Raw genomic sequence first — 18,012 nt, 5'->3', positions numbered from 1 at the left:
TACATGCCCCGGGCGGAGGTATCGAAGGTCATCCTGGTCAGGGCGATCAGGTGCAGGGCTTTGTTCAGGGTTCTGTCGCCGCCGCGGTTGAGTCTGTGCCGGACGGTGTTACCGGAAGAGGCCGGGATGGGGCTGACCCCAGCCAGGGAAGCGAAGGCCGCCTCGGAATGGACGCGTCCGTGGTGGGACCAGACGGTCAGGCAGATGGCCGCGGTGACGGGACCGAAGCCGGTTTCCTCCAGTAGGGGCGCGGCTTCGCTGATTTCGACCAGCTCGGTGATCCGGGAGTTGTTGGTTTTGATGTCCGCGTCGAGTTCGGTGGTGCGTTTGGCCAGCCGGACTGCTTCGGAGCGGGCAACGGACAAGGCCAGCGGTTCTTTCCGGACCCGCCAGCGGGAGACTTCGGCGATCTGGGGTCCGGTCAGGGGTTTACGCGCGTCCAGGCCGAGGTCGTTGACCCGGAGCAGGGCGGTCAACGCGTTCACGCCCCTGGTGCGTCGGTGGTCATGGACTCCCGTGCGGTGACCAGGCCCTGCAGGGCCGCGCGCACTCCTTCGTTCAGTCGTGGTTGGCGCAGTTGCTGCTCATCGAGCGGCAGGACCGCTGCGGCGATCCGGTGCGCGTCGAGCGGGTCGGATTTGCCGACCCCGTGACGGGCATCCATGCGGGCGGCTTCGGCGACCTGGTAGCCGGCGGCGCCGACTGCACCGGCCAGCAGGGCGCCGTAGGAAGCAGCGCCCTCGATCACCCACAAGGCGGCCAGGTCAGCGCCGGTGCGGCGCGCGACCCAGGCAATGGACCGGTTGATACCGGCCCCGCTGCTCGCGCGACCCAGGCAATGGACCGGTTGATACCGGCCCCGCTGCTGGGGAAGGCCCGGGTGTCGATCATTTCACCGGTGCCGGCAGTGATGATGGCGTAGACATGGTTCTTGGCGTGGGTGTCGACGCCGACGACAAAGGGCGGGAATGCGCAACGATGGTCATGGCGGTTCTGGCACCTTCCTCTACTTCGCGGATACGGTCAGGGCCGTAAACGGCCGGTACCAGTCCGGGTAGAGGTCACTTCGGAACAACACTGTTACGAGCCACGCTCCAACGGGGCGGACAACCTTCTGATCAAGTTACCGACGTGGGCCGGGCGGTACCGGCCGCTCCACCCCGCGGACGGACAGATCCCACTCAAAGACACCCTTGCAGGGGCCAGTCACTTCGTGAGTCACATCCACGGGGCAGAACGGCCAATACCCACTCTGCCAGCCAGTCCCAGACCAGCCACTACAAACCTCACAGTCCACTTCGGCGTCGCCTCTGGGCGGAGCCGGCACATTCCTAACCATCCGGGATGTTGTCTAGCCAACGGTTCACCGCTGCGACGACTTCCGGCGGGCCGCTAGCATAACTCACCGCAGGTTCCTCAGCTTCCGACGATCCAGCGATGATCCGTGCACGGAAGTGTTCGGTACTTGCCGGGTCCCTCCAGACTCGAATAACCAAGGTCGCCTTTGCGGGCGCCCCACCGTTAGGCCCATTAAAGTCATCGGACACTGCCCTGCCCATCAAATCCGCTCCCGTCCGGCCATCAAGTGAATAGGATGATCCCGCTCACCAACGCTGGCCCATAATCCCTGGCCAATAATGTCACCGAGTAGTCTCTCAGACCCATCTCAAGCTAATCTGGTAGCACCTTGGACATTGGCTCATGAGGCGTGCCCTACTCCGCCTCACGGCAGCACCCGCTGTCGCTTGTTTCACAGTCCATGGACTCAGCGGGGCTCTACGAAGCCGCCCGCGTGGCCGAACGGAATCACTTTGCCGAGGCAGAGGAACTGTGGAAGATCTTCGGCGACGTCCGACGGGCAACCGCTCCGGTGGGTCCTTGACCAACAACGCGCCATGGGCTGGTGGGAGACATTCATCCCTACGGGTCGGGAGACGTGGGCAGGCTCGACTCAGCGGTCATCGGGGCAGTGGCATACTTCCACCCTGCCGGCTGTATATGAACCAAAAGCTCGGCACGCGCATCGATCACGCATTCCGTCTGACCCTGGAAACCATGGGGCCCATTCACCACCGGCGGCTTCCGCCACGAGGCCGCATGGCATTCCAGTGTTTGCAGTGGGTTGTGGGCAACGCCGCATAATCGACCGTTGCCCGGGAGTTTCGCACGCCCCGCGCGTTGGGAGGTGGTACAGGGGGCCTGAAACGAGCAGCATGCCTACCCAAATGCCAGCGACTTCTCGGAAAACCGTGGCCGGTGGTGGAATACGGGCGACATTCCCCATGGCTGGGCGGCCGCCGAATTCAACATGTTGCTGCGCGACATCAGCTTCTTCGAAGCCGACGAAGACGCCGACCCCCACATCTACCTGGCACCCGGCATTCCAACCACTGGCTGGCCGACCGAACTCGGCTGACCGTTTGGGGGCGCGCCGACCATCTTCGGAGCCCTGCTTGGCTTCATTCTCGACCACGATGCGCTCGCGCGGACCGTCACCATCAATCAGCCGGTGCCGGTAAGCATTTCGCTACATTTACCACTGCAGGCTGGGAACTGTCACCTCGACAGTTGCCGATGACTTACCGGTTACCGCCGTGGACGGACACGTCGTCTTGCCCGGCGGTTCTATCCAAGCGGTCATCACTTACGTCCGGCGTGTCAGGCCAATCCCTGGTACACCGTCAATCAGACACTCCCGGCCTGCGACCAAGCCGCGGCTTACAGCTGCAGGTCGTCGAAGGTGTGGAGTTCACGGGCCGGGGTGGGGGTGGCGAGTGCTTCCTGGGCCTTAGGCAGGGGCGAGAAGTCGTTGTTCATGGGGTCCCACTCGAACAGGTGGGTGAAGTCCAGACCGGTGAGTTCACTGATCCTTCGGACCGGGACCTGGAAGGTGGCCGGGGTGAAGGCTTCCCTGAGCATGTCCTTGACCAGTTCGTGCTGGCTGATCATGTAGGCGCTGGCCGAGTGACCGCCGTCTGCCTGCCGGAACACTGGGATCTTCCAGAATGCCAGCGGGATCCGGGCTCCCTGGAACTCCGGGTCGCCGGCGGTGAATACCGGGCCGGTGAACACCGTGAGCCGGAGCTTGTCGGCCTTTGCGGTGTCCAGCAGATAGTCCTCAAGGCCGGCCCACAACGAGGCCCCCTGGTTGAATTTTTTATGTTGGGGAGAGCAGTTGGTGAAATGGAAGGTATCGTCATTGGCTGACCGGGCGACTTTGTCCGGCCCCCAGGCCGGATCGAGGCGGCGGACGAGGTGCCCGCGGTCAAAGTCATTGTCCGCGTACAGATCCTCACCGATCTGGTCCGCCTGCTCCAGCCGCGGGTCGAAGTACCACCTGTCCCGATCACGCTTGGGTGACTGGCTGAGCTGGCCGTCGACGTTCACGACCGTGTAGAGCGCCAGGCGCCTGGTGCGCTGCATCACGAGACTGAAGTGGTGGTAGTTCAGCACGGTTGGGTCCTGCCCGTCGGCTGCCCGGCGGTTCTGTGCCGCATCCGCACGTTGGTCCTCCGTCAGGACCGGCAGGGGGACTTGCGTGCCCAGGAACTCCGGGTCGTACCCTGTTCGCCCTGCATAATCGGGATCGATCGCCACGGCCTCTTCGGCCACGGCACTGCCAGTGCCCCGAACCGCGTCCTGGTTCTGCCCTGCGGACGCTGCGCCGAGGCCTCCTGCCGGCTGCACCGCGCCGAGCCGGACGGTGACGTGCAGGGGAATGGTGAGGGAAACGGCCCCGTCCGCCGGATCGGCGGGATGTTCCGGCACCGGCTGTGTCCGGAGCCGGGCCTGCTGTTCCCCGACTGGGGGTTGAGGCGCGACGGGTTGGGAGGGCAGGGCCTCCTCGAGCAGGGCCCGTTGTCCGGCGTTCATGCCGTCGGCAGACTTGGCGAGCCAGGTCAGGATGCTGCTGATGCGGATTCCCTCGTTGGCTATCCACTGGATCTTCAGCTCACCCTGCGTTTCGTCCCACACCGTGCCGTCCACGGCCAGGATGTCTCCGGCGGCGTTGCGGGCGGGCACCCCGGAGTGATGGAGGCCGACGATTTCCCACTGGTTGTTGTAGAGCGGTGAACCGGAGGAGCCCGGTGACGTGTCAGTGCGGTATTGCAGGAATTGGTCGAACCGGTCGATGAGTTCGTTTTGCTGCAGCGCCAGCTGCTTCTCCTGGCCTTCCGGGTGCTGGATGATGTTAATCGATTCGCCCAGCAGGATTTTGCCCTGGTCCTTGGAGGTGCGGTTGAAGTCGAAGCCGGCCAGCGGCACCGCTGCACTGGTTTCGTCCGGCCGTGACTGCGCAGCGACCGCGACGATGGTGACATCAAGGTCCGCGTCGGTCTGGAAAAAGGCATCCGGTTCCAGGTCGAACTGGGATGTAGTCAGAGGCAGTCCGCTGACACCGTTCTGGAAGTTGAATTCCAGGCGGGAGAAACGGGCCGACTGGGCATCGGGCAGCACGTGGTTGTTCGTCAGGGCCAGACGCGGAGAGATCATGAATCCGGTGCCAAAGCCCCGGATCTGGACACGGTCGCGGACGATGACGCGGCCCACACTGCGGGAGACCGCCGTACCCAGTTCCAGGAACGCGATGCCCAGCAGGTTATTCCCGCCGATGATCCGTTCCAGCACATGATCATCCCGTACCGGGTCGCCGCCCTCCGGGGAGGGGCCGGCGATCCCGCTGAGTGCGTCCATTACCAGCGGGTGGCGCAGGACCCGCCGGGTGCGCAGCGCCACCCGTTCCGGTGCGTCCACGTTAAGGATACTGCCCTGCGGGGTACGTGCCGCCGCGATCTTTTCTTCCGTGCTCGCCCGTGGGCCCTGCCGTGCCTGGAACCGCGCCTGGGTTGCGGTGATCACGTCTTCCGGTATTGCCATTGGACTGCTCCTTGAATGTTGGACTCCCCGCCCCCTATGCATCCCTCCGTGGCCGCAGTGGCGAGGCGAACCTGTGAAACCTCTTTAAGGCATCTGTCATCACGGTCTCTCCGTAAAGACATGTGGGCGTAGGCTAACAGCCCGAGTGTTACGGGCGCGTTATCGTCCTGCAGCGATCCGCCGAGAACTGCAGGGCCGGCTGCTCATAAGCCGGCTCACCGCCGGCGTTAGCGCCCGCGTTCGTCCTGGCCTTCTTATTCGAAGACAGGTCTGCGGTATCAACACGGTGGACGAACTCTAGGGCGGCCCTGTATTCCTTAAAGCTGACCAGCAGCCGCTCTTGATCGCGAGCAAGCTCGAACGCACTCTCAACTGCCTTGAGCAACGGATCGGCATTCGCCGCAGCTGCGAGCTTCATCATCCCCCGCGCTGGCGCCATTTGCCTCTCAGCTAACGCGACCATCGTGGAATGTTGGCGCGCGAAGTTGCTTGCCGCGTTCACGCTCGCCACGATGCTCGGGAAGCCAGACGAGTTCACGATGCTGCTCGTGTCGACCCAGCCCCACTGATGGGCTTTGCCTGGCTCCGACGATCCGTTTGTGCTCACAAGGAAGCCATACCGGCCAGCAACGACAACCAAGGCGAGGGCGAGGGGAAGGGCGTAGTGGTAGCTGTCCGGGCTGGTCGTAACGTTCCCGTAACGCACCAGCCTTAGGTCCACAGAACTGGGATGCCGATCCTAGCGCCGCCGGCGCGTCGTCGCGTCAGACTGAGCGGATGCCTCGCCCATAGAGAACGGAACGTGCTTATGCCAACGATCACCCAACTACTCTCCGACCTGCTGGATACCCTCGAGTCCGCAGTACGGCCGGCGGGTCCTCTCAGACCGCTGCCTAGCGGCACGCTCGCCATCACGGCCAAGGCAACGACGGCACTGGCCCGGGCCAAGGCGGCCAGGCAGCACCGGGAGCAGGGAGTGCCTGAATAACGGTGGATCCGGGGTCGGCCTGACACGCCGGGCGTTGCCTGGCGGAGAGGACTGATGATGAGCGGGAGCATGAGAGGCTGCGCACTTGGTTCGAGGCAGGGTTCGGGTTCACCAATCACATTTCATCAAGGGGCGCCGGACCAGTGCATCTGGCGGCTCTGGCAGGGCTGACCCAAGGGGACTTCGAAGCGGTCCTCGCCGTTGCCGGGCTGACTGCAGGAAGGGAAACACTTTCGTGTAGGCCTCTGAGTGTGCTCAACCTGTTCACTTATGGGGCTCCTTCGGGGGCCTTTTTTATGGTGGGCGCTGCTGTGGTCGTCTGCCTCCTTGCCTACTTGGATGGACGGTTTGTCCTTCGTTACGTCCATGGACGTCCTTGGCGTGGGCAGTATGACCCGAGAAAAATCGGTTTGGGATTCTGTTTTGAGTCGTTGGTTGTTAGCAGGTTTCGCTGCGGCCTCCAGGCCGGTTGGGCAGGGCTGAGAGTTCTGATTGGATGAGCAAACGGTTTCGCCGATGACGGCGACGACTGGGCGACATTCCGGGCCGTGGAACGGCTTCGTCGAGCATGGCCTCGTCGCTGCCGGCGGGGATGAACAGTTTCGGGTGCGGTTGGCCGTCGATGAGGGTAGGACCCGCGGGGTCCGGGATCTCGTGGCCGATGTCGGCTCCTCTGGCGTGCGTGACCGTCCAATCCCCTGGGACGATGGCGCGGAACCCATCGAGTACGGTGGTGGTCAGGTGCCGGGGTGTCGGGGAGCTAGTTGACTTGGTCGGAGGCCCCGGACCAGTCTCCCAGCTGCGCATGCGATCATCAGCGTTCGGTCCGATCACGGCAATAGTCCGGGCGCTGCTCGTCCGCTGTCCGTCGCGTTCATGCCCCTGGCCAGCGGGAGCGCGCCGCCGTTTGTGAGCAGGACCAGCGCCTTGCGGGCCAGGTGCAGGTTGACCTGCGCGTGGGCAACGGAACCGATGACTTCTGCCTGCTGGTTGTCGTCCGGGATGCGGGTCTTCGAAGAGACCGAGCTCGAAATTGAGGGCGAGCAGCCGGCGCCGGTGGGCCAGCGGCTGGCCACCGACCCGGACAGCATCGGGGGTGCGCCGTGCTGATTTCCGGGATGCCAGGACAACCAGCTGTCCCTGGGGGCAGCCCAACGGGCTGTTTACCGAAGGGGTTGGGCAGCAGTAACGTAGCAGTAACGCAGCAGTAACGCCGCCTCCTTAGCCTGATACAGTCTGAGAGGGAACAGAATCTATGAGTGCCAACGTTTCCCGGCTCATTGCCCGAGGACCGGGCGGCAGCTCAGGTAGCGAACTCGAGGTGACGCGCGCCTATATGACGCTGGGTCGCAGCCATACCAATGATTTGGTGGTGTCTGAACCGACTGTGAGCAGGGTGCACGCGTCACTGTCAGTGGACGGTGCTGGCCGCGTGTCCGTCCAGGATCTGGGTTCCAGCGCCGGAACGAGCGTCAACGGACACCCCACATCTGGGCCGGTCATCCTGCGGTCAGGTGATGTTGTTTCCTTCGGGGGAGAACGGTTCCAGTTTCAGGGTGCGTCCAGCAAATCCGAGGCCACGGCCGCTCTGCCGGTCCAGCGGCCACCACGGCCCCGGCCGCGCGATGGACACGTACAAGGCCAATACGAAATAGAAAATCAGCACGCGGGAACTATCAGCAACGTCGCCGGAAATCAATACACTGCCTACGTCAGCCATATCAGGCAGGAACGCGAAAGTTTCCTACAGGCCGTAGCGGCCACCAAAACCAGAGCCCGCTGGTTGATCTGGATTGGCGCAGGCCTGGCCATCACCGGACTCGTCATTGCAGGATCGGGTTTCTACCAGTTTATGGAAGAAATACCCAATTATAGAGGTGTCGGCACTCCTGCTTCCTTTCGCTTGTACATCACCGGGTTGTTTATTGCAGGAGGAGGTTCGATTCTAATCACCATCGGCATCGTCCTCCACGTCGTTGCGACGTCCAGACGGAAGAAGGTAGAGCGCGAATTCCCGTTACCTCGTCGGAGGGGCTACTGAGGAAGCAAAGGAGGACGATCACGGTGGGATTCAATATCAACAATCAAACCGGCGGAGTAGTCAATAACGTCGAGGGGAATCAATATATCCGTGGTGGCCAGCGCAGCCAAATGGTTCAGTTGGGCGCTGTGCGTGAAGCGTTTCAGGAACTCGAGCACGGAGTTACATCAATCGGACTCGATGACAGCAAGCTCGCTGCAATATCTGTTTATCTGAGAGAGATAAATGCGGAAGTTAGCCGTGGCCACCCCGAGCCTGAGAAGGTCGTAGAACCCCTCAAGAAAATTACGGAAATCGCAAGTGCGGCAGGTGCCCTTGCAAGTCTTGTGGGACCGATCCAGAACTTGATGGCCTGGCTCGGCCCGCTCGGACAGCCCATAGCGAAACTGCTGACGGGCACATGAGCAGGCTTTGTGCCGGAAAGCAGAATGGTACGACGCCGGCCCGCGCCTGTAGCGGCGGCGAGGACCTGCATCATCGGGAGATGCGTCATCGCTTGGCTTCCAGAGGGCGGTTCCTCCTGGTGACCGCGCAGTAACGTAAAGCCTTGTCGTAGTTGTTTCCTGCTGTTAGGGCCACTCCTGAGCTACCTGGCGAAGGCATCCCTAATCTAGTCCCGCAGCCCCCGAGCCCAAGCTAGACCCCGACGCTGCTGCCCAGTACGGCCAGGGGCGGCGAATTCGGCGAGCTTGGGGATCCAGACAGTCGGATCGCCAAGGAGCACCAGCGACTGCACCACCGCGCTTCCGGAGAAGTGCCCTCCGGTCTGGTGAGTGTTTTTCCCTGGCCGCTCAGTCGGGTTTTTCCTTGGCCGCTCAGTCGGCTTGCTCGGAAAGTTCACAGATCCGGCCACGGCCTCTGGCCCGGGGACCTGCTTGGATGATTGTCGGCGGTTGGCCAATGCGCTTTCCCCCACGGGCGTGGCGGCAACCGCGCCTGTTTGACCGGCATCAGTCCGCAGCCGTGATAGCTGGCGCGAGCGAAGGGCGGACTCCTCAGATTCCGTCAGGGGTGGTCGTAACGTTCCCGTAACGGGCCAGCGTTAGGGTGCAGCGGTGATGTTAAGACGAAACGGCACCGCCCGTTATGGTACCGCGGCTGCGGCACATAAGGGTTCTGCCGTCCGGTCCTCGCGCCCAGCACCGCCGAAGATGTCGTTGACGGAGCACGTTGGAGGTTGAGTTGGACACCAGAAATCCCCCGGCTCCGGCGGCCCAGCCAGCCACTCTGCGAGCGCCTGCCGGGCCGGGACCCTGCGGGGCCTCGAGCGCCTGACCAACGACCCGCGGGCTAGGAGGACCACATGGTTTTTGCACTGTTTCCGGATCCGCCGGTGGCACCGAGGACTGTGCCCGCGGGCGGCCGTGGGGATGCCGGCTTTGTCCAGTCCGCAGGCACACCTGTACCGGAGTTCACTGGCATTTATGAGCGGATGATGTTCCTGCGGGTGGCGATGATCGGGGGCTCGGTGGCTCCGACCGTGTTCATGCAGGCGGGGAGGGGCCCGGCGGTGGCGGTGGCGGCGGCGACGCAGCCGGTCTTCCGCGCCACCCGTCCCGACGGCGCCGGTACCGGATTTGTAGGGGACGTGTTCCTGGTCCCCGGGGTGGGAAACGTCCTGCGTCTCGTGGTGGGGTTTGACCGGGCGACTGAGGAGACGTGGACGCTGGGGATCCGGAACAACGACCCGTCTGCGGAGCGGCACTTCACCTGGGTGGTGGCCGACAGCGAGGCCGAGACGGTCCAGCCTTGGGTGGACCCCGGATCGTTTATCCCGGCGTTCGCGGACCCTTCCTTCACGCCGGACGCCGGGACGGCAGGTACCGCGGTGAGCCTGTCCGGCCGGAATTTCAATGTCGGTATCCCGCGGGTGTCCTTCGGCACTGCGGCGGCATCGCTGCTCGCGCCTCCTGCCGCAGGGTCCCTGACGGTGGCCGTGCCCGAAGGGCTCGTCACCCCGGGGCAACCGGAGGCGGATGTGCCTGTCAGCGTCGAAACCGCGGCCGGCACGGCCCAGGCGGCCGCTTCGTTCCGCATACTGGCCTGGCACGACGACGCGGAGTTTGTCTCCCAGGACCATATCCCGGAGGCCATGCGGCCCGGATCCACCGCCACCGTGACCATCATCATACGGAACTCCGGCAACACCACGTGGACCTCGGGGGAGGGATACAGGCTCGGTGCGCAGGCGCCCGCGGGCAACTCGACCTGGGGAAGCGCATGGCATGAACTGCCCGGGCCGGTTGCCAGCGGTGAGGATGTGGCATTTACCTTCTCCATCAGTGCCCCGGAGGTCGCGGGGGCGCTGTTCTCATGGCAAATGGTGCGCGACCGCACGGACACGGGCGCTCGGGAGTGGTTCGGGCCCCGTACTCCCGAGAGAGAGATCGGGCTCAGCATAAGTAACGCCCGGTTCGTTGCGCAGTCAGTCCCGGCGTCCATCCCACGATTCAGTACGGCGGCCGTAACCGTCACTATGCGCAACACTGGGACCACCACGTGGCAACCCAGCGAAGGGTACCGGCTCGGCGCCATCGGGAATGATTTCGGCGCGGCCCGGCACGAGCTCACCGGAGCCGTGTCCCCCGGGCAGGACACAACCTTTTCCTTTAATATCCCTGCACCGTCAACGCCGGCTCTTTTCCAATGGCGAATGCTGCAGGAGTCCGTCGAGTGGTTCGGCACGCCCAGCGAACCCGTCCAGATCACGCCGGGGGAACCGCTGGAGTGCGCCACTCTGCGCCAAAAGATTAAAGGGCTGGAAGTCGAAATCAGAGCGCTTCAAAAGCTGCTCCAAACAGCCGGGCCGGGCGAAAAGCCCGCCATCGCAGCGCAGATCAAAATGTTGCAGCAGGAGCGGACTCGTGCGGTGGCCAGGTTCACAGAACTGGGATGCCGGGCCTAGTGCCGCCGACGCATCGTCGCGTCGGACTAAGCGGATGCATAGCCCACAGAGAACGGAACGTGCTATGTCTACGATCGCCCGACGACTCTCCAACCTGCTGGATCCCCTCAAGTCCGCAGAACGGCCGCCTTTGGCGGCCTGTTGCGGCGTCTATCCGGAGGGGATCCATGAGTGAACCAGTTTTCTCGTCCCCCGTTCGCAAACGGGGCGCCTCAAGCCGCGCTCGCCCCCCGGCCGGGCCACACCCTCCGGTCACCGTTGCTGCGATGGTTGAGTGGCGGCGCTGGGTTGGAAACACCGCGATGCAGGGAGTAGTTACAGCGACCCGGGCTCTGCAGAGCGGACAGCGCCGGACCCTCGCGGGCAGACAATACGCAAATCCCGGAATTTTCGAGGGTCTAGTGACCAAAGGTGACGTTATCTATGCCAAGTACAAGGCGAAGGTGGGCACCTGGGTTTCGGCCTCCTTGCTCGAACAAGGTTATGGCCAACAATACGGTCAAGAGGTGGCCTATGGAGCGTATTTGGGTCTTGTGACCGATCTTGAGGGAAGACCTCTGGCGACGCCCGACAACATTTTTCCTGGACAGGAGTACATGTTCCCTGTAGGCAGGGCGGTGGACTTTGAACCAGAAACGATCATCGGTTACCGCTTGCCGGCGATTGTGATGGCGCCCGAGGCCTGGCGGGAAAGCCCAGCCAAGCACTGGATGAAAAGTAAGGTAATGCCACCTGATCCCGAATTTGCCTACCCGTCTTTCGAGTTGAGTGGGCCAGAACCGCCCAGTCGTGAGCCGCGCGAGGCTGTTGCGTACTGGTTGGTTCACCACAGAACTGAGATCGTCGCGGCTGAAAGCCGGTGGGGAGTGAGCAGAACCGCAATCGCCGGGGTCATAGCGTGGGAAGCGCTCGAAAATCCACAAGGATGGTCTGTGTCGTCACATGGCGCTGGCAAGATGCATGAAGATCCGGAACTTTGGGCAGGAGCTGTGGGAAAGCTCTTCTACGGAAACCCTGAGGCGGGCGTATGGGATCTTCATGTCTTTGGGCGCAAGCCCGGAGTGGCGATTAACTACATAGGTGCGGCGCTGTTCTTAATTGCACAGGCAGCGAAGAAGGCAGGATACAACATTAGCTACTCGCCCGGGATTCTTTCACAGGCTTATCATGGCCACTCTCCGGCGAGCTGGGAAAGGAAAATGTCGATGAAAAAGCCCGGGGAGCCGTTCGAATTGGTTCCCGGAAGTATGGGACTTTGGATCCAGCAGAATAGCGACTACCTCGAGCGAGCGGTCGGACAGCCGGAATTGCAGTGACAATTGCCTACTGCACCCGCCCAATAGTGTCGTGAGGTTGGACCATGACCGGACGTCGGCCGACGCAAGGCCTGCGCCGTCTCTGACCGACCTTGCGCCGCCGCAGCGCCAGCTGTATGGGTGACGCGGTCTACCTTTTCAGATCGGGAGATAACTTCTCAATCTGGTCGAGAAGCCAGTTGTCCCATCCCGTCAGGAACTGGAGGTTGTCGGCATCAAGGGCCCGGCCCCAGTTGCTGCCGCTGGCCTTAGGCAGGATATGGTCGAGTTCTATGGCGAACTCTTTTCGTCCGCGTCTGCCCGAATACTGCAACGCCACCGCTGGTGCCCCGGAAGCGGTTCGCCCGAAGTCGAATCCGTTATCCTCAAACCACTTGTTCGCGGCGGTGGATTCGCGGACATTGGCCCAGAATTCCTTCTGCGCCGCCTTATAAAGGGTCGGGTAGTTCGTTGCGCTTAGTGGTCCCTGGTTGGCCCGCACCTTCAGTTGTGCCGCCTCCCAGGCGTTCTTAACGGATTCGGGCGCGTCAGATATCTTCTTGCCCAAAACGCGCCGTGTCCTTCTCAGCAGGTCGATCGGAACTAGCTGCCCGGCTTCCCGAGGAAGGTGTCCCTTCGCAATATCCGGCGCGAGGTCCGGGACGTCGCCCGCAAGGCCGGTCCGTCCAACGGAGCGTAATTCCCCGCTCGGCAGAAGACCCTCCTCCAGCGCCGCCACTGCAGCGTCGACGTCCTTTCCGATGTCGTGGCTGAACAAGTGCTCGAGGTCGCCTATCGCATCGTCGAGCTTGTCGCGGTGGTGGTAAAAGAACTCTTTCAGCCCGTAGCGGTGACGTGGCGGGATCCTATCGAGCAGCCTACGCAAGCGGTCGACCTGCCTTTTGGTGACGGTCATTGGGGACAGCAGGGTACGAACCTCTGGGTCCATGTCACGGAAGATCGCGGCCAGTTTGTCATCTTTCAAAATGGCCCTGGCCTCCGAGTTCAGCTCCGTTTCCCACTTGGAGTAAACGCCTTTAAGCTCAGCCTGCTCGCGGACAGCTGACCGTTCTGCCGACCGCATCACGCTTTCCCCGGTTCCTGCCGTGGCGAGACGATGTTGCGCTGCGTCCCGAAGACGAGCAAGCTCTGCGCTTTCTACACGCGCGATTTGCTGAGCGGTTGTTGCCGTGCGCCTTGCTCGGACTGCGGCACGTGCGAAGACTGCGAGTTCTTTGAAAGCGGCGACGGCGGGACCGATGTCAGATATCGCGCCCACTATGTCCAGCGCCAGCCAGAACAGCGAAGGGTCTTCCTGGCTAAGCGCTCGAGCCTTGTCGAAATCTGTTCCCGCCTTCGCTCGCTCGAGTTGGAACTCCTGAAGGTGTTCGAGGGCCAAGTAGGCACTCAGGCCGGCCGCGCCGGCCGCCGCACTTCCGGCTACCACGGCGGCGCTGAAGGTGAGGCTTGCCCCGCCCGTAATAGGTGCAGAAGCTAGACCGAGCGCAAGCGCCACGACGGCAATCAAAACGTCGCGAGCAATATGGGAGGTACGGGCGTTGTTTACCCGTTCGTCGATGGCGATCGCACGAGAGGAACCGGCTGGTATGTGGAGCTGGTCCTTGGTCAGCTCCACTATGTCGCGCATCTCCCATATCCGAATGTCGTTGTCGGCGATTCCTTCGCGCACTCGGCGGATGTTTTCCAGTGGTATCTCCACTTCCGGAACCAGCGCTTCAGCGGCTTTCGTCCCGCCAGAGGCAACAGTTCGTAGCCTGTTCACGGTCGTATCTATCGCGCTCGTACCGCCTGTGCGATCGATGGGCGTGAACGCTGCCAGGATAGGGAATTCTGCCTCCTTTTCGTAGCGGAGTACATCGTAGTCTTTCCGGGCTTGGGACAGGACCTGCTCGGCCGCGGCGTGGGCCAGAGGATCCTGAATTCCATAGCTCATGCTGGATCCGAAGCCCTCTCCTAGCGGGGCCTCGGAGCTGGGGACCATGCCCATTGTGTCGTTGACCGCATCTGTAGCGGTCCGGATAACCCGCGCCTTTTCGGCGAGTGCACTGGCTGCTATTGACAGCCCCCGGGATTTCTCGTTGTCCGATAAAGAGTAGGTAGTGCGGAAACTGTATACGGCCCCCTTTTCCGCCATCGAGTAGTGGGACTCTATTTTGGTGTCTTTCCGCAGGCCGTAGAGCCGCTGTTCTTGGACCACCCGGGCTTCACTCAGGCTCAGGAGCCGGCTGGCAAGCAATAGGCCCCACGCTTCGAAGGCGTCCATGAATTGTTCGAGATCGGTCAACAGATCTTCCCAAACCTTGATCGCCCATTCACGGAGTTCGATCTTGGTATCGATCACCGATTGCTCGGGCGTGACTCCATACATACTTGAACGGTCGCCCTTGAGCTTCTCAGTTTCCGCCCGGAAGTCGTCAAGCAACGTTTTTGTAGCTTCCAATCCGGAGTTCTCAATGCTGCTGTCGAATGCTCCACGCATCAGGTCCGGACGCTTGAAGAGTGCCTTCAGTGCCAGTTCACCGAGGTCTCCAAGGGGAACTCCGGCGTCAGGTATAAGGCCGTCGGTTCCGGCGCCTAGCATTCCCATTTGGTCTTCGTCTGGCACGCCCGCATCGACAGGTTGACGGGCGATTCGGGGGATGTGATCGATTGTGGGTGGAAGGATGCCGGCGGCCTCGCGCTCGACTGTGTCCGACGCATGAGTCATGGTCGAGACGGCAGGCACTGCTAACTGAGGGCCTTGCTGGATCGAATGTACGACTTCGTGAACTAGCAGCGCGCGACCGCCAGAGCTTGTGTCGGCGGGCGCCGTTCCGCCGAGCACGATGTCTTCACCGACCGTAAACGCCTGGGCGTTGACTGCGCTGGCCGCCTTCGTGGCCGCGGTGCCTCGATGGGTACGGACGCGCGCGAGGCTGACACCGAACTGGGCTTCTACCTCAGCGCGGGTGAGCGGTGGAAGCACTGATCCCTCATCCATGAGCAGATGCGCTCCGCCAATCACGAGTTGCTGCATGCCCCGGTTGCCGACCAGCCTCCCCATACGATCCAGATCGCCATAGGAGGCTTCTGGGGTGGGCCCACGTTTTGAGGCTGCGGTGCCGCGCCCATCCGCCGGTTCCAGCTGATTTGCAAGACGATGAGTCGGGGACTTCGCGAAAGCCATGTTATCCACGTGGACAACCTGCCTTTGGTTCTTGCGAGAGAGCCTCCGGAGGGTACGGGGAGACATTCTCAGTGGTTGTGTTCGATTTCTGCTGGCGCCGGGTGTGCTGTCATCGGCGCTCTTCCTGCCGGGCATGACGGGTCTGTCAACGTTCACATTCTGCGGTGGCGGCGTTACTTGGGCGTTACGGCCCTGCACCTTTGATTCGTGGGGCAGTCGTAAGTGTTGGCTGTTTCTGCCTGTCCTCGGTCGGGCTGATTACTTGGTGGCGAGGAACGGCATACATGGGTGGCCTTCACAGTCCTCCGCCGGCCCCACGAGGAAGTCCCGGCTGTCCTCGCCGTTGTAACGCTGCCGTAACGACGGGGTCTGATGATTGTTGATGTCTGCTGGAAAAAGGAGCTGCATATGTCCATCCGAATCAGGAGTCTGCAGTCGGCCGGGCCGCTGTGGGTGCCGCTGACCGGTGGCACATCCCTTCGGCTGGCTCCCGGCCAGGTATCGCAGGAATTCGCGGAAGTCGAAGTTCAGGACAATCAGGCGGTTGATTCGCTGGTGTCTCGAGGAATTATCGAGGTGGTAGCCGGTGCCCGCGCTGCGGGCGGCCGGGATTCGAAGCCTGCAGCCGCGGCGAAGGCCGCACCGAAAAAAGAAGAAGAAGCGAAGACAGACAAGGAAACGACTCAAGCCTGAGCGGCTGTCCCGTTCGGGCGCGCGACCGGATCTGTTCGGACTACGGCGGGAGAAACAACGTGCCGAATTTGACGTATCCGGGCGTGTACATTGACGAAGTCTCCAGCGGTGCGCGGCCCCTGGAGATAGCGGGAACCTCCACGGCGGCGTTCGTCGGCCTGGCTGAGAAGGGATCGGCGGAAGCCACCCGGGTAACCAGCTGGCCGGCGTTCCAGCGTCTGTACGGAGGCTTCGTTCCGGACAGCTACCTTGCTCAGAGCGTCTTCGCGTACTTCAACAACGGTGGTCGCCAGTGCTACATCGTGCGCGTCGTCCTCAGCGATGCGGTGGTGGCGGACGTGACGGTGGCTAACCGGGCCGCTCAGCCGGCTCCAGGGATCACTTTTTCCGCGAAGGATGCGGGGGCCTGGGGAAACCACCTCGTCCTGCAGATCGAGGATGCCTCCACGGATCCGGGTAACAGGTTCAGGATAAGCGTGCGCCGACAGCCCGATGCCGAGGTCATTGCTCCGGACTTCGCCGGCAGTCCAACGTTGGAGGACTTCGACGACCTCAGCTGTGATGAGTCCTCGGACCGGTTCGTGGAGGCCGTCCTGGAGCATGAGTCCAGCCTCATCACCGCCCGGATGCTTGCTCCCAACAAGGTACAAAAGGGTGTATACCGCGGTGGAGCCGGCGCCGCGGTCCCGCTCGGTGATAAGCGGGGTTTCCGGATCAATCTCGACGGCGATGGCTTCCACGACGTGGTGCTGCCCGCTCCGGCCGGGGCGGCGGATCTTGCGGGGGTCGCAGGCGCGATCCAGGAAGCGGTGCGGGCACTGAAGAACAATAGGGCCTCCAACAAGGAAGCCTTTGAGAATTTCACCTGCGCGGTAGAGACGGCAGGGCCTGCCGGAGGACCGGAACGGCTGGTCCTGCATTCGGGCTCATCCAGGGCAGCATCGTCGGTGCGGATCGGCAAGGCCCTGGAGCAGGATGGGACGGGTTTGCTTAAGCTCCTCGCCGACGACGCCGTTGCCGAGGACGGCTCCGCGGTCCAACGCCCTGCCAACGCCCAGTCCGTGCAGGTCGGGGACGCAGAGCTGGGCGGTGTCGTCCTCGCGGTCACGGCAGGGGAAAACGGCGGCGATCCGGTGACACCGGGAACCTTTGACGAAGCCTTCCGGAAACTGGACGCGGTGACGGATGTGAGCCTGCTGGCCGTGCCCGGCGAGACTTCGGCTGACGTGATGGATCTCGGCACGGCTTACTGTGCCAACCGCCCGTTGAAGGACATCTTCTTCATCGGGGAAACGCCCCGCGACACTCGCTCTGCCGATGAGGCCGTGAAGTACCGGGGCAGGTTGACCGCCAGCTCCTACGGCGCACTGTATTACCCCTGGCTCAAGGCGCCGGACCCGACCGGGCGGTCACGGGAACCGGTGATGCTGCCGCCGTCGGGCCATGTGGCGGGTCTCTACGCACGCATCGACGCGTCCCGGGGAGTCTGGAAGGCTCCTGCTGGAACCGAGGCCACGGTCAACGGAGTCGTCGGTCTTGGCACGGACCTCAGCGACGTCGAACACGGCAATTTGAATGCGAAAGGCGTCTGCGCCCTGCGCCGTTTCCCGGCCACCGGCGTTGTCGTCTTCGGTGCGCGTACGATCGCTGGACCGTCGGACGTGGAGTGGAAATACATCCCGATCCGCCGGACGGCAATGATGCTGCGCGTCAGCATCTACAACGGAATCCAGTGGGCGGTTTTCGAGCCCAACGACGAGCCTCTGTGGTCCCAGCTGCGGCTGAACATCGGCTCCTTCATGACAACACTCTTCCGGCGGGGAGCCTTCCAGGGCTCCTCGACGTCGGAAGCGTTCTATGTCAAGTGCGACAGCGATACGACAACGCAGGCAGATATCGATCTGGGCATTGTCAATGTCGAGGTGGGATTCGCGCCAGTAAAGCCGGCCGAGTTCGTCGTCGTCCGGATCAGCCAAAAGGCCGGCCAGGCCTCCGGCTGACCTGCGGACCTATTCGGAGAGGAAC

Annotated in this window: 11 protein-coding genes and 1 pseudogene; 7 read left to right on the top strand and 5 right to left on the bottom strand. The window is 62.8% G+C overall.

Features of this window, described 5'->3' with window-relative positions:
* Positions 1-8 precede the first annotated feature (8 nt).
* The 3 genes and pseudogenes from ARTB_RS08530 to ARTB_RS08520 form a co-directional block, all read right to left on the bottom strand.
* A pseudogene (locus ARTB_RS08530) lies at positions 9-986 on the bottom strand (transposase); the annotation flags it as partial.
* A 1,732-nt stretch (positions 987-2,718) separates the two neighbouring features.
* Entirely contained in the window at positions 2,719-4,878 is a 2,160-nt protein-coding gene (locus tag ARTB_RS08525) for a DNA/RNA non-specific endonuclease (protein WP_243178985.1), read from the bottom strand.
* 148 nt (positions 4,879-5,026) lie between these two features.
* Positions 5,027-5,485, bottom strand: coding sequence for a hypothetical protein (locus ARTB_RS08520; protein ID WP_243178983.1), 459 nt, complete (start codon positions 5,483-5,485; stop codon positions 5,027-5,029).
* A gap of 195 nt (positions 5,486-5,680) precedes the next feature.
* Between ARTB_RS08520 and ARTB_RS08515 the strand changes: the two genes are divergently transcribed.
* Complete coding sequence (locus ARTB_RS08515; RefSeq protein ID WP_243178981.1) at positions 5,681-5,866, top strand: hypothetical protein; 186 nt, start codon at positions 5,681-5,683, stop codon at positions 5,864-5,866.
* A gap of 830 nt (positions 5,867-6,696) precedes the next feature.
* Here the strand turns inward: ARTB_RS08515 and ARTB_RS08510 are convergent.
* Positions 6,697-6,996, bottom strand: coding sequence for a hypothetical protein (locus ARTB_RS08510; protein WP_243178979.1), 300 nt, complete (start codon positions 6,994-6,996; stop codon positions 6,697-6,699).
* Between the two features lie 125 nt (positions 6,997-7,121).
* Here ARTB_RS08510 and ARTB_RS08505 point away from each other — a divergent pair, with 125 nt between their 5' ends.
* The 4 genes from ARTB_RS08505 (at position 7,122) to ARTB_RS08490 (ending at position 12,128) form a co-directional block, all read left to right on the top strand.
* The gene (locus ARTB_RS08505) at positions 7,122-7,907 is read left to right on the top strand and encodes an FHA domain-containing protein (protein WP_243178977.1); all 786 of its coding nucleotides are present in this window, start codon (positions 7,122-7,124) and stop codon (positions 7,905-7,907) included.
* 23 nt (positions 7,908-7,930) lie between these two features.
* Complete coding sequence (locus ARTB_RS08500; RefSeq protein WP_243178975.1) at positions 7,931-8,311, top strand: hypothetical protein; 381 nt, start codon at positions 7,931-7,933, stop codon at positions 8,309-8,311.
* A gap of 899 nt (positions 8,312-9,210) precedes the next feature.
* Positions 9,211-10,812 (top strand): hypothetical protein, encoded by a 1,602-nt coding sequence (locus ARTB_RS08495; RefSeq protein ID WP_243178958.1) that lies wholly within the window; start codon positions 9,211-9,213, stop codon positions 10,810-10,812.
* A 401-nt stretch (positions 10,813-11,213) separates the two neighbouring features.
* Complete coding sequence (locus ARTB_RS08490) at positions 11,214-12,128, top strand: hypothetical protein (protein WP_243178925.1); 915 nt, start codon at positions 11,214-11,216, stop codon at positions 12,126-12,128.
* 130 nt (positions 12,129-12,258) lie between these two features.
* Here ARTB_RS08490 and ARTB_RS08485 read toward each other — a convergent pair whose 3' ends face one another.
* Positions 12,259-15,294, bottom strand: coding sequence for an eCIS core domain-containing protein (locus tag ARTB_RS08485; protein ID WP_243179589.1), 3,036 nt, complete (start codon positions 15,292-15,294; stop codon positions 12,259-12,261).
* Between the two features lie 408 nt (positions 15,295-15,702).
* On the opposite strand from ARTB_RS08485, the gene ARTB_RS08480 reads away from it, so the two are divergent.
* Positions 15,703-15,987, top strand: a complete 285-nt coding sequence (locus ARTB_RS08480) for a hypothetical protein (RefSeq protein ID WP_243178914.1) — start codon at positions 15,703-15,705, stop codon at positions 15,985-15,987.
* A gap of 83 nt (positions 15,988-16,070) precedes the next feature.
* Positions 16,071-17,987: a phage tail sheath subtilisin-like domain-containing protein gene (locus ARTB_RS08475; RefSeq protein ID WP_243178912.1), complete on the top strand. Its 1,917-nt coding sequence runs from the start codon at positions 16,071-16,073 to the stop codon at positions 17,985-17,987.
* Positions 17,988-18,012: the final 25 nt, after the last annotated feature.

It is taken from the genome of Arthrobacter humicola, from assembly GCF_022803015.1.
Taxonomy (GTDB): Bacteria; Actinomycetota; Actinomycetes; order Actinomycetales; family Micrococcaceae; genus Arthrobacter; species Arthrobacter humicola_A.
Note: the sequence above shows the minus strand (reverse complement) of the source record. Positions and strands in the feature narration are given on the sequence as shown.